The 12,472-nt window shown below is 53.8% G+C and carries 15 protein-coding genes and 2 pseudogenes; 6 read left to right on the top strand and 11 right to left on the bottom strand.

The window, feature by feature from the left end; all coding sequences use genetic code 11:
• Nucleotides 1–82 precede the first annotated feature (82 nt).
• The 5 genes and pseudogenes from BFV64_RS20540 (at nt 83) to BFV64_RS20520 (ending at nt 4,607) form a co-directional block, all read left to right on the top strand.
• Entirely contained in the window at nt 83–493 is a 411-nt protein-coding gene (locus tag BFV64_RS20540; RefSeq protein WP_023338812.1) for a Spy/CpxP family protein refolding chaperone, read from the top strand.
• Between the two features lie 260 nt (nt 494–753).
• Nucleotides 754–1,080: pseudogene (locus tag BFV64_RS20535) on the top strand (hypothetical protein); the annotation flags it as partial.
• A 63-nt stretch (nt 1,081–1,143) separates the two neighbouring features.
• The gene (locus tag BFV64_RS20530) at nt 1,144–2,124 is read left to right on the top strand and encodes an IS5-like element ISKpn26 family transposase (protein ID WP_000019445.1); all 981 of its coding nucleotides are present in this window, start codon (nt 1,144–1,146) and stop codon (nt 2,122–2,124) included.
• 147 nt (nt 2,125–2,271) lie between these two features.
• Nucleotides 2,272–3,285: pseudogene (locus tag BFV64_RS20525) on the top strand (SLC5/6 family protein); the annotation flags it as partial.
• A gap of 20 nt (nt 3,286–3,305) precedes the next feature.
• On the top strand, nt 3,306–4,607 hold the full coding sequence (locus tag BFV64_RS20520) for an L-cysteine desulfidase family protein (protein WP_014885336.1): 1,302 nt from the start codon (nt 3,306–3,308) through the stop codon (nt 4,605–4,607).
• 39 nt (nt 4,608–4,646) lie between these two features.
• Here BFV64_RS20520 and BFV64_RS20515 read toward each other — a convergent pair whose 3' ends face one another.
• On the bottom strand, nt 4,647–5,348 hold the full coding sequence (locus BFV64_RS20515) for a pirin family protein (RefSeq protein WP_014885335.1): 702 nt from the start codon (nt 5,346–5,348) through the stop codon (nt 4,647–4,649).
• 104 nt (nt 5,349–5,452) lie between these two features.
• On the opposite strand from BFV64_RS20515, the gene BFV64_RS20510 reads away from it, so the two are divergent.
• Nucleotides 5,453–6,355: a LysR family transcriptional regulator gene (locus BFV64_RS20510; protein WP_014885334.1), complete on the top strand. Its 903-nt coding sequence runs from the start codon at nt 5,453–5,455 to the stop codon at nt 6,353–6,355.
• A 41-nt stretch (nt 6,356–6,396) separates the two neighbouring features.
• Here BFV64_RS20510 and BFV64_RS20505 read toward each other — a convergent pair whose 3' ends face one another.
• From BFV64_RS20505 to exuR, 10 genes are all read right to left on the bottom strand, one after another.
• Nucleotides 6,397–6,762, bottom strand: coding sequence for a DUF805 domain-containing protein (locus tag BFV64_RS20505; protein ID WP_014885333.1), 366 nt, complete (start codon nt 6,760–6,762; stop codon nt 6,397–6,399).
• 107 nt (nt 6,763–6,869) lie between these two features.
• Nucleotides 6,870–7,856: a glutathione S-transferase family protein gene (locus tag BFV64_RS20500; RefSeq protein WP_014885332.1), complete on the bottom strand. Its 987-nt coding sequence runs from the start codon at nt 7,854–7,856 to the stop codon at nt 6,870–6,872.
• Nucleotides 7,857–7,927: 71 nt separating this feature from the next.
• Nucleotides 7,928–8,320 (bottom strand): DoxX family protein, encoded by a 393-nt coding sequence (locus tag BFV64_RS20495; RefSeq protein ID WP_014885331.1) that lies wholly within the window; start codon nt 8,318–8,320, stop codon nt 7,928–7,930.
• Nucleotides 8,321–8,599: 279 nt separating this feature from the next.
• Nucleotides 8,600–8,896 carry a YqjK-like family protein gene (locus tag BFV64_RS20490; protein WP_014885330.1) on the bottom strand — a complete coding sequence of 99 codons (297 nt, stop codon included), beginning with the start codon at nt 8,894–8,896 and terminating at the stop codon, nt 8,600–8,602.
• Nucleotides 8,893–9,291, bottom strand: a complete 399-nt coding sequence (locus tag BFV64_RS20485) for a phage holin family protein (protein ID WP_014885329.1) — start codon at nt 9,289–9,291, stop codon at nt 8,893–8,895. The genes BFV64_RS20490 and BFV64_RS20485 overlap by 4 nt, the downstream gene beginning before the upstream one ends.
• Nucleotide 9,292: 1 nt before the next feature.
• Complete coding sequence (locus BFV64_RS20480) at nt 9,293–9,598, bottom strand: ElaB/YgaM/YqjD family protein (protein ID WP_008503141.1); 306 nt, start codon at nt 9,596–9,598, stop codon at nt 9,293–9,295.
• Between the two features lie 29 nt (nt 9,599–9,627).
• A complete protein-coding gene (locus BFV64_RS20475; RefSeq protein ID WP_014885328.1) occupies nt 9,628–9,996 on the bottom strand; it encodes a DUF1090 domain-containing protein in 369 nt (122 codons plus the stop codon).
• A gap of 143 nt (nt 9,997–10,139) precedes the next feature.
• Entirely contained in the window at nt 10,140–10,523 is a 384-nt protein-coding gene (gene mzrA, locus BFV64_RS20470) for an EnvZ/OmpR regulon moderator MzrA (protein WP_014885327.1), read from the bottom strand.
• Nucleotides 10,524–10,525: 2 nt separating this feature from the next.
• The gene (gene yqjA, locus BFV64_RS20465) at nt 10,526–11,188 is read right to left on the bottom strand and encodes a DedA family general envelope maintenance protein YqjA (RefSeq protein WP_014885326.1); all 663 of its coding nucleotides are present in this window, start codon (nt 11,186–11,188) and stop codon (nt 10,526–10,528) included.
• A gap of 343 nt (nt 11,189–11,531) precedes the next feature.
• The gene (gene exuR, locus BFV64_RS20460; protein ID WP_014885325.1) at nt 11,532–12,308 is read right to left on the bottom strand and encodes a transcriptional regulator ExuR; all 777 of its coding nucleotides are present in this window, start codon (nt 12,306–12,308) and stop codon (nt 11,532–11,534) included.
• Nucleotides 12,309–12,472: the final 164 nt, after the last annotated feature.

Raw genomic sequence — 12,472 nt, 5'->3', positions numbered from 1 at the left:
ATATAATTACTCACACATATTCATCCGCTCTTGAAAAACAATGTTCCTGCTTTTCCCAATAACAAAATGTAAGGACAGTAAGATGATGAAAATGACCCGTATTGCTTTGATTGCAGCGTCGTTGGCGGTGTGCAGTTTTACCGCGCAGGCCGCGAACGTTGAGGCAGCCCCGTCTCCATCGCAGGATCCGCTGGTACAGCACCTGAAGCTCAGCAATGAGCAGATTAATAAGATTAAAGAGTTGCATCAGCAACTGGAGCAAAACGTCAGCAAGATCCCAATGACGGGCGTGAAGGACGGCGCGCTGATCGACATGTTCCAGGCGGGTAAATGGGACGAAAGCACGGTGAAAAGCCAGCTCTCTGCCTTCAGTAAGATTGAGCAGCAGGCGCGCTACTACCGAGTGAAATATTACTTTGACGTCAGCCAGGTGCTGACGCCGGAGCAGCGTAAGCAGGTCAAAACCGATATGGCTAACGCGCTGGCTGAGTGATTTCCTACCCGCGCACGGCGCGGGTTTTTATTTCTTGATCGTCGTCACTTTTAGAAAAGTTATGCATTTAAAGAATTAAAAAAAGAAATTTTTCCTCCAGCCTTTGAAAATCCCCATAAAACTTGTGACTTTTTTCTCCCTCGCTCCGGATATGATCTTCCCACATCAATAACACACACCTGCATTCTCTGACTCGCAATCGCTGGCGATCGGAATCTAATAAAAACAACTGGTTACCCTACAAAATAAGCGAGTACCCAATGGATACGGCAACAAACAGCAGTGTGATTGTGAATGATTCCCCTGCGGCAAGGCGGGCGGGAATGAGTGAAAGCGAGTGGCGAGAAGCGATTAAATTCGACAGCACCGACACGGGGTGGGTCATCATGAGTATCGGGATGGCCATTGGCGCGGGGATTGTTTTTCTCCCTGTGCAGGTTGGATTAATGGGATTGTGGGTCTTTTTGCTCTCGTCGATTATTGGTTATCCGGCCATGTATCTGTTCCAGCGTTTGTTTATTAATACGCTGGCGGAGTCTCCGGAATGCAAAGACTACCCAAGCGTAATTAGCGGTTACTTAGGGAAGGTGCGAACAAGTTCCTGATATGAGATCATCATATTCATCCGGAGCGCATCCCAGAGGGACATCATGAGCCATCAACTCACCTTCGCCGATAGTGAATTCAGCACTAAGCGCCGTCAGACCCGAAAAGAGATTTTCCTCTCCCGCATGGAGCAGATTCTGCCATGGCAGAATATGACCGCTGTCATCGAGCCGTTTTATCCCAAGGCGGGCAATGGCCGACGGCCCTATCCGCTGGAGACCATGCTGCGTATTCACTGCATGCAGCATTGGTACAACCTGAGCGACGGTGCCATGGAAGATGCCCTGTACGAAATCGCCTCCATGCGCCTGTTTGCCCGATTATCCCTGGATAGCGCCCTGCCGGATCGCACCACCATCATGAATTTCCGCCACCTGCTCGAGCAGCATCAACTGGCCCGTCAATTGTTCAAGACCATCAATCGCTGGCTGGCCGAAGCAGGCGTCATGATGACCCAAGGCACTTTGGTGGATGCCACCATCATTGAGGCACCCAGCTCTACCAAGAACAAAGAGCAGCAACGCGATCCGGAGATGCATCAGACCAAGAAAGGCAATCAGTGGCACTTTGGCATGAAGGCCCACATTGGTGTCGATGCCAAGAGTGGCCTGACCCACAGCCTGGTCACCACCGCGGCCAACGAGCATGACCTCAATCAGCTGGGTAATCTGCTTCATGGAGAGGAGCAATTTGTCTCAGCCGATGCCGGCTACCAAGGAGCGCCACAGCGCGAGGAGCTGGCCGAGGTGGATGTGGACTGGCTGATCGCCGAGCGTCCCGGCAAGGTAAAAACCTTGAAGCAGCATCCGCGCAAGAACAAAACGGCCATCAACATCGAATACATGAAAGCCAGCATCCGTGCCAGGGTGGAGCACCCGTTTCGCATCATCAAGCGGCAGTTCGGCTTCGTGAAAGCCAGATACAAAGGGCTGCTGAAAAACGATAACCAACTGGCGATGTTATTCACCCTGGCCAACCTGTTTCGGGTGGACCAAATGATACGTCAGTGGGAGAGATCTCAGTAAAAACCGGAAATAACGCCAGAAATGGTGGAAAAAATAGCCTAAATAGGCTGATTCGATGTGTTTGCGGGAAAAAAATCGGCCCAGATCCGCGAAATTTTAATCAGCGAGTCAGCTTGGGAAGAAATGACCTGCTTATTCGCACCTTCCTTAGGTAAAAACTGGGGCATCCTATTAGGTGCGCTCTATTTCGTGATGCTGGTGATCTGGATGTTTGTTTATTCCACTGCCATCACCAACGACAGCGCATCGTATTTGCATACTTTCGGTGTGACCGACGGGTTGCTGTCTGACAATCCGTTCTACGGTTTATTCCTGATCTGCATTCTGGTCGCCATTTCTTCACGCGGTGAAAAGCTGCTGTTTAAGGTCTCCAGCCTGATGGTGCTGACCAAACTATTCGTGGTTGCCGCGCTGGGGCTGTCGATGATTGGCCTCTGGCATTTAGCCAATGTGGGCATGCTGCCACCGGTGGGTCTGCTGATTAAAAACGCCATTATTACGTTGCCCTTTACCTTAACCTCCATTCTGTTTATTCAGACTTTAAGCCCGATGGTTATCTCGTACCGCTCACGGGAAAAGTCCGTTGAAGTGGCGCGACACAAAGCATTGCGGGCAATGAATATCGCTTTTGGCGTACTGTTTGTGACGGTCTTCTTTTACGCTGTCTCTTTCACCCTGGCAATGGGACACGACGAAGCGGTCAAAGCCTACGAGCAGAATATCTCTGCCCTGGCGATCGCGGCGCAATTTATCAGCGGCGACGGTGCGGGCTGGGTCAAAATCGTCAGCGTAATTCTCAATATCTTTGCCGTGATGACGGCATTCTTCGGCGTCTATCTGGGCTTTCGTGAGGCCACGCAGGGGATCGTGATGAACGTCCTGCGCCGCAAAATGCCAACAGAGAAAATCAATGAAAGCACCGTCCAGCGCGGCATCATGTTATTCGCCATTCTGCTGGCCTGGAGCGCGATTGTCTTAAACGCGCCGGTATTGAGCTTCACCTCCATTTGTAGCCCTATCTTCGGCATGGTGGGCTGCCTGATCCCTGCATGGCTGGTCTATAAAGTGCCAGCACTGCATAAATATAAAGGCGTGTCGCTGGTGATTATTGTTATCACCGGGCTGCTGCTTTGTGTTTCTCCTTTCCTCGCATTCTCCTGAGGGTAATTAAGGTCGTAACGATGTCTGAGCAAACTCATCCTTTATGGAATCAATTTATTCGCGTGGTGCAGGAAGAAGTTAAACCTGCACTGGGGTGCACCGAACCCGTTTCTCTGGCGCTGGCTTGTGCAATTGCCGCAGAGCACCTGTCAGGCGACGTAACACAGATTGAGGCGTGGGTATCGCCGAACCTGATGAAGAACGGGCTGGGCGTAACGGTGCCGGGTACCGGCATGGTCGGGTTGCCGATTGCGGCGGCGCTGGGCGCCATCGGTGGTAATGCGCAGGCGGGGCTGGAGGTACTGAAAGATGCCAGCGCGGATGCGCTGGTACGGGCTAAAGCGCTGCTGAATGCCGGTCAGGTGCAGGTGAAACTTCAGGAACCGTGCGAAGAGATTCTCTATTCACGAGCCTGTGTATACGCCGGTGATGCCTCGGCGATGGTGACTATCGCGGGCGGGCATACCCGTGTGGTGGAAGTGGTGTGTCAGGGCGAAACGCGCTTCAGGCTGGACGATCAACAGGCAGAGGCAGGGAGTGACCCCCTGGCGGTGCTGTCAACCACGACGCTTTCGCAGATCCTGGAGTTTGTCGAGCAGGTCCCGTTCGATGCGATCCGGTTTATCCTTGATGCCGGGCGTTTGAACGATGCGCTCTCACGCGAAGGGCTCAGCGGGCAATGGGGGTTGCACATTGGTGCGACGCTCGATAAACAGCGCACCCGCGGATGGATGGCACAGGATCTGGGTTCAGATATTGTTATCCGCACTAGCGCGGCCTCGGATGCCCGCATGGGCGGTGCGACACTGCCAGCGATGAGTAATTCCGGGTCAGGAAACCAGGGGATCACCGCGACTATGCCGGTTGTTGTTGTGGCTGAACACGTTCAGGCTGACGACGAGCGGCTGGCGCGGGCGCTGATGCTTTCACATCTGTCGGCCATTTATATCCACTACCAGCTTCCGCGCTTGTCCGCATTGTGTGCAGCAACGACGGCGGCAATGGGCGCAGCGGCAGGTATGGCGTGGCTGATGGACGGAAGCTACAAGACGGTTGCGATGGCAATCGGCAGTATGATCGGGGATGTCAGTGGGATGATCTGTGATGGCGCCTCCAATAGCTGCGCGATGAAAGTCTCCACCAGCGTCAACAGTGCCTGGAAAGCAGTCATGATGGCGCTGGACGATTCTGCCGTAACGGGCAATGAGGGGATTGTGGCGCACGATGTGGAACAGTCTATTTCCAACCTGTGCGCACTGGCGTGCCGCTCGATGCAGGCAACGGATCGGCAGATTATCGAGATTATGGCGAGTAAGGTGTAAAGAATACCCCTCTCCCGTTTGGGAGAGGGGTAAGGTTAATTACACCGGTAAATCAATCAGTAGCGCCCGCAATGCCGTATCGGCCTCCAGGGTAATATTCGCTTCATCACGAATAAACGCCCCGTCACCACAGGTGAGTGCCTCTTTCTCTTCCGTATGCGTTACGGCATGCACCGTACCGTGGATGGACTGTAAATACGCACGCGGTCCATGAAGCTGGAAGCTCGCCTGCTCACCTTTCTTCAGTTCGATATGATGCAGCCATACCTGCTGACGCAGCTGCAGGCTGCCTTTGCTGCCATCAGGCGACGCAATCAGCTGCTGCTTATCGCCCGTTAAATCTACCTTTTGTACCAGCGGGTTTTCCCGCTCAGGGCAGGCGTCCAGCCACAACTGCATACGGGTCAGCGTTTTATCTTTGCTGAGGTTATGCTCGCTGTAACTGATGCCCGGCTGCGTCGAAATTAACAACGCTTCGCCAGCCTTTGCCTGGACATGATTGCCCTCGCTATCGCGGTATTCTGCCTCGCCTTCCAGGATCAGGTTCAGGATATCGACTTTCGGGTACGTACGCGGCTGGAAGGACGCGCCAGGGGCGAGCACTTCCTGATTCAACACGCGTAATGAAGCGTAACCGAGGAGTTTAGGGTCAAAGTAGTGTCCAAAAGAAAAGGTGTAGCGGGCCTGCAGCCAGCCGAAATCGGCTTGTCCGCACTGTTTAGCTGTTCTTGTCGTAATCATAAACTTGACCTCTCTTTACACTAAAACAATGGTAAAGGTATGGACGCTGCATTGTTAGCCAGATATTCTGCCCGGTATGTTCAAATTTCCTGAATGAGAACGAGATGGCTAAAGAGAGAGCATTGACGCTTGAGGCGCTTCGCGTCATGGACGCGATTGACCGGCGCGGCAGTTTTGCGGCAGCCGCTGATGAACTGGGGCGCGTTCCGTCGGCGCTGAGTTACACCATGCAGAAGCTGGAAGAGGAGCTGGACGTGGTGCTGTTTGACCGCTCCGGTCATCGAACAAAATTCACCAACGTGGGCCGAATGCTGCTGGAGCGCGGTCGCGTGTTGCTGGAAGCGGCGGATAAGTTAACGACCGATGCCGAAGCGCTGGCGCGCGGTTGGGAAACCCATCTGACGTTAGTGACCGAAGCGCTGGTGCCTACTGAAGCGCTGTTCCCGCTGGTTGACCGTCTGGCTGATAAAGCGAACACGCAGCTGTCGATCATTACCGAAGTGCTGGCAGGCGCGTGGGAGCGCCTGGAGACGGGCAGGGCGGATATCGTTATTGCGCCGGATATGCACTTCCGCTCGTCGTCGGAAATCAACTCGCGCAAGCTCTACAGCGTGATGAACGTTTACGTTGCCGCACCCAATCACCCGATTCACCAGGAGCCAGAGCCGCTCTCTGAAGTGACGCGCGTGAAGTATCGCGGCGTGGCGGTCGCTGATACCGCGCGTGAACGTCCGGTGCTGACGGTGCAGCTGCTGGATAAACAGCCTCGTCTGACGGTCACTTCACTGGAAGACAAACGACAGGCGCTGCTGGCCGGGCTTGGCGTGGCAACCATGCCGTATCCGTTTGTGGAAAAAGATATTGCGGAAGGGCGTCTGCGCGTTGTGAGCCCGGAGTACACCAGCGAAGTGGACATTATTATGGCCTGGCGTCGCGACAGCATGGGCGAAGCCAAATCGTGGTGCCTGCGCGAAATACCCAAACTCTTTGCGCACCACAACAAATAAGCGTGCAGGCCCGGTAAGCGTAAGCGCCACCGGGCAATAATTTACGCAGCGATCTTAGGATCCGGACCAAAGCGGTTTTCGCCCGGCGTACCGGACTGGCAGTTGAAGATCAAAATCACAATCCATCCCACGATCGGGATCAGCAGCAGCAACAGCCACCACGCCGAACGATCGGTATCGTGGAGGCGTCGAAACTGCACGGCCCAGGAAGGCAACAGAATAAATAAGCCGTAAATTGAGGTGAGAACGCCTTCCCCGCTCGCCCACTCCCAGCCCAGAATTTTATCCACGATGCTTAGCACCAGCGCGAAGATGAAGTTCACCAGAATGAACATCCAGTACTCTTTGCGGCGGGCGCGGCCACCAAATCCAATATAGTTGCGCAGTACGTTTAAATACCAGTCCATTTTTCCTTGCCTCAATAATCGGTCAATCACTTGTTTTTTAAGCGATCGAGATAAGGATAGATGGAGATTGTGAATTAAAAAAGGGCATCTGGTGATGCCCTTGATATTTATCCAAAACGCACGTCGCGACCGTGCGGCTCATCCAGATCCTGCCACGGGCCGATGGAGATAATGCCCGTCGGATTAATGGTCTTGTGGCTGCGGAAATAGTGGGTGCGGATATGGTCGAAGTCGACCGTTTCGGCAATGCCCGGCATCTGGTAGATGTCGCGCAGGAAACCATACAGGTTCAGATAGTCACTGATACGATGCTTGTCGCACTTAAAGTGAGTGACATAGACCGGATCAAAGCGCACCAGCGTGGTCCACAGACGAATATCGGCTTCCGTCAGGCGGTCGCCTGTCAGATAGCGATGCTGGCCGAGGATCTGCTCCAGACGCTCCAGCGATTCAAACACTTTCCCGACCGCGTCGTCATAGGCTTCCTGGCTGGTCGCAAACCCGGCTTTATAGACACCGTTGTTGACGTTGTCGTAGATCCAGCTGTTCAGCTCGTCAATTTTATCGCGCAGCTCAACCGGGTAGTAGTCCCCGGCGCGGGCGCCGTGTGCATCAAACGCGGTATTGAACATGCGGATGATTTCCGCAGATTCGTTGCTGACAATCGTCTGGTTTTTCTTGTCCCACAGTACCGGGACAGTAACGCGTCCGGTGTAGTGCGGATCGGCGCGCAAATAAAGCTGGTAGAGGAAATCGTGGTGGTAAAGATCGTCGCCGGTCGCGGCGGGGAAATCACTGTCAAACGTCCAGCCGTTTTCCAGCATCAGCGGGTTGACCACCGAAACCGGAATGAGGGATTCAAGGCCTTTAAGTTTGCGCACAATCAGCGTGCGGTGTGCCCACGGGCAGGCCAGAGAAACATAAAGATGATAACGATCTTTCTCGGCCGCGAAGCCGCCTTCACCGCTCGGGCCAGGTGCGCCATCGGCGGTCAGCCAGTTACGGAAGGCCGAAACAGAGCGCTTAAAGCGTCCTCCGGTGGATTTTGTGTCATACCAGACATCCTGCCAGACGCCGTCTACGAGTTGTCCCATTTTTTCTCCTCCGTCAGATAGCAAAAGCGAGGAGATGTCTCCTCGCTTTGTGTTTATTCAGTATAGCGTGCTTACCACTTCTTATTCAGAAGGCGGTCGATGCTGTATGCGCCCGGGCCAGTGACTGCCAGCAGCAGGAAGCCACCCGCGATGGTCAGGTTTTTCATGAACATCAGAGAGTTCACGCCTTCCGCAAAGTTGCTGTGGAAGATGAACGCTGTCAGCACGGTGAAGCCCGCGGTAAACAGCGCGGTAGTACGGGTCAGGAAACCGAACAGAACCGCCAGGCCGCCGCCGAACTCAAGCAGAATGGTCAGAGGCAGCAGGAACCCCGGCACGCCCATGGCTTCCATGTACTGCTGGGTACCCGCATAACCGGTGATTTTTCCCCAACCCGCTACGATAAACAGGATTGGCATCAGAATACGCGCTACCAGTACACCAACATCTTCTAATTTTTTCATTTTACTCTCCAGGAAACCACATCAGCGGCTGAACTTTATTTGTGTGCAATTCCGGGTAGATACCGCGGATTTGCTGTCGATGGAGAGGATAATAAACGGGGCGGGTGACAATTGTTAGCAAGGAAAACTGTCAATCTTCTTCAAAGATATTGAGTAAAAACAGGTGCGCGCTGGTGCCCTCACCCCAACCCTCTCCCACGGGGAGAGGGCGCAAAAACAAAAACGGTAACCTGAGTTACCGTTTTGCTTTTACCTCGAAGCCGCCACCCGGCGAGAAGGCTACCTCAGCTGCTGCTGACGCAACGTCGCTTTCACCAAACGCCAGGCGCTCCAGGCACCAAAACCGCGGCGTGCCCAGCGGATGAGCATATTTGGATGACGAACCGTCCAGATAGCCATTACGCTACTGCCGACCAGCGCCCATGAACGCAGGCTCAGAAAGGTATTCCAGCCACGGTCAAACCGCCGCGTCGCGTCAATCCAGTCGCGACGGCTGGCAGAAAGATCCAGCCGTTGCTGCTGGATCTGACTCAACAGGTAGGCTTTGCGCTTCTGACGTTCGGCTTTGTCGCTCACGGCTTGTCATCCTCCAGCAGGGCGCGATCGTTAGCCAGCTCCTGACGCGTATGGCGCAGGAAAGTCGACTTGCGTGCTTTGCGCAGCGTCCAGATGCCGCCAATCAACGCGGCGACCAGCAAAACGACGGTGGTGGCAATCATCGCGTTGAGTCGATACTGCGGATCAATGGCCCAGATGATTAACACCATCAGGCTCATCAGACCAAACGCGGCGAAGAGCATGGTCAGGCCGAGCATCAGCAGCATCTGGAAGAGATTTGCTTTCTCCTCTTCCAGCTCGACCACTGCCAGCCGGACGCGCGTTTCGGCAATCCCGACCAGCGTGGTTAAAATACGCTGGCCGATGCCGAGGACGTTGTTAGCAGGCCCTTGTGCGTGACGAGGATCTTCCATATCAACGACGCGTCAGAAGAACACCCAGTACCACACCGACGGCGGCACCAATACCTACCCCCGTCCATGGATTATCGCGCACATATTCGTCCGCGCGAGCCGCCGCTTCACGGGTCTGTTTTGCCAGTGCATCACCGGTTTCACCCAGGCGGTAGCGGCTCTCTTTCAGCGCCTGCTCCGCTTTGCTACGCAGCTTGCTCACTTCTTCTTTCGACTTGTCGGCGGAAGAGTTCAACACCTCTTCAAGGGTATCGGCCAGGGATTTCAGTTCAGCGCGCAGATGTTCAGACGTCGTATCTTTTGACATGATTCTCTCCTGTTGAGATTTCCGTTAACTCAATAATCGCGAGCTTCCAGCGCTTTCAGGTCGTCCTGCGCTTCTTTCAACTTCTTCTCGCGCTTAGCAATTTTTTCCGCATCCCCTTTCTCTTTCGCTTCCTGCAGGTCTTGACGGCGCTCGGCTATCTCGTCCTTCTGTTCAGCGATTTTTTTCTGATGATCGGCACGTAGCTTGCTGTCTGTACAGTTTGCTTTCACTTCGCTCAGCGCTTTTTTAAGACCATCAACACGGTGCTGATTGTTATGCTTTTCGGCATAACCGATCTCACGCTGAATATCCTGTTCTTTCTCCTGACAGAGAGAGTTGGCGAAGGTCGCTGTGCTTAAAGAAAAAAGGGCCAGAGCCAGAGTCATGCGGAATTTCATTATCGAAACCTTCCATTGTGTTGCGGCGTAAGCCGCTTTCCAGAATGATGCGGAGTACATTCGAGGGGTGCTCCGCGTACTTAAGCATAGTAAGTAAACGGGGGATTCACCAAAGTGAGTGAAAAGATTCGGAATCCTGGTAATTATCCAAACCGATGCGACGTATCGCGAATCAATGACAGCCACGCCGCTGGCTGGTTGTCATCTTCCTGCTGGGCAATGATATACCCACGCGGCAGCGTACGGTCAAGAACCGCTTTCGCCGCGGCGCTTTGCGTGCGGGAGTCAAACTTGATCAGTAGCACATCGTCTTTCGGCGTAATGCTTTTAAAGCGGATCCCGTTCGCGTCCAGATGATGCCAGACAGAGAAACCGTCGGGCACGCTGGCGCCCTGATTAACCGGACGAATGGCCAGCGTAGATTCCTCATGTGAAAGCGCGCTCCAGGCCAGCAGAAGGGCGCAGAGGAACATCAGTACAATGAATGCACAGGCAGAACGGCGCAGGGCGAGGGGAGAGATAACCATCGTTAACCTCGCGCTCCGTACTTTTTCTTCCACAGAACGACCAGCGAGCCAATCAGGCCGAAGACCAGCAGAACCACTGGAAGCAGCATCAGACAAGACATCAGCTGATCTTCATATTTCATGAAGACCGGCGTTTTACCCAGCGCATAGCCCAGCGTCGTCAGGATCAGCACCCACAGCAGGCCGCTCATCCAGTTAAAGAACTGGAAGCGCGTGCTGCTCAACCCGGACAGCCCGGCAATGGTGGGCAGCAGGGTGCGCACAAAGGCAATAAAGCGGCCCATCAGCAGTGCGGAAAGCCCGTGCTTATGGAAAAGGTGATGCGCCCGCTGGTGGTAATGCGCCGGCAGATGAGAAAGCCAGTTCTGTACGATCCGGGTATTGCCCAGCCACCTTCCCTGGATATAACTTACCCAGCAGCCGAGGCTGGCCGCGATGGTCAGTAATAAAACGGTTTGCGGGAATGCCATTGCCCCTTTGGCACACAGCACACCGACAAGCACCAGCAAACTGTCACCCGGTAAGAAGGCCGCAGGCAGCAAACCATTCTCCAGGAACAGGATCATAAATAAGACAAAATAGAGCATGCCAATCATGGAAGGGTTGGCCAGCGTTTCAAAATCCTGCGCCCAGAGGGCTTGCAGTAGTTGAGTCAAAAGTTCCATTCAGTGTTCCTGGAAATCGGTTAACGTCACGCCTGTTAGCCGGGACAAACAGTACGGCGACATTGTTGTGATTTCATTATGGTCGCTCGCGGACACATTGCGGTGTGGCCAACACTGTTCCCTGTTAATTGGCTGGTTAGCAAGCACTAACTTACAAAATAACGAAGTGAATCCAATTGTAACAAAGCCCAACGTTCTGCGTCACAGAATTTGCAGGGTGAGGTGATTTTGGCGTAAGCCCTGGAAGTGAGCGAGGGGATTTACAAAGGCTGACACTATATATGTTTTGCTTACCCACTTAAGCCGGAAGGCGCAGCGAAGCGCCTGCCAGCAGAAAGGTCATCTATTTTGCGGCACTGGGTGCCGTATCAAGATGAACCACTGGATTATCAGCAAAAAGATAGCGGTCCGCGTTAAATTCGAAGTCGTCGCTGGTTTCATTGAACAGCATCTGCTTGGTGTTTTCCAGATGTTGCCACATCGCCAGTTTTGCCGCGTGAGGATCTTTACGAATCAGCGCCTTAAGGATTTGATCATGATCGTCACACCAGTTGTCGACGGTGCGGGAATCGATATGATCGTGCAGTTTTTTCCAGTAAGGGTTGTGAACGCGCTGAGTCCACATTTTCTCAACGATTGCCGCCAGCGCCGTATTCTGGGTTGCCAGCGCAACCTGGACGTGAAACTGCAGGTCCCACTCAGAATCCCGGAAACATTTTTCTTTGCGGGCGTTCTCCTGGATTTCCATTAACTTCATGATGTCCTGCTTGGTCACCTGCGTCGCGGCAAATTCGGCAATATTGCTTTCGATTAACTGGCGAGCCTGGAGCAGCTCAAACGGACCATAGCTGGCGAATTCCAGACTTTCATCCGTTACCGGAGAGTGTTTAGGCTGATTGGAAATCACATGAATACCGGAGCCTTTGCGGACCTCAACATAGCCTTCCACTTCCAGCATGATAATGGCTTCACGCACGACGGTACGGCTCACGCTTTTTTCATCGGCAATGAAACGCTCGGCGGGAAGTTTATCACCGACAAGATAGACGCCTTGCTCGATGCGATCTTTCAGCTCCGCAGCAAGTTGTTGATATAAACGACGTGGTTCGGTGATGTCCATATGCGCTCCAGGCAGGGTACGGCAGATGATTTGTTATACCACTTCTGCGTGCCACTCTCCAGATTTTGACATGAAAAAAGCCGCTACGGAGCGGCCTTTAATGCCCGGCGGCGCTTCGCTTGCACGGGCCTACGGGTTTTGTAGGCCGGGTAAGGCGAAGCCGC

Origin of the sequence: Enterobacter kobei (genome assembly GCF_001729765.1) — a bacterium.
Lineage (GTDB): Bacteria > Pseudomonadota > Gammaproteobacteria > Enterobacterales > Enterobacteriaceae > Enterobacter > Enterobacter kobei.
The sequence above is the reverse complement of the archived record's forward strand: the minus strand, read 5'-3'. Positions and strand labels throughout refer to the sequence as shown.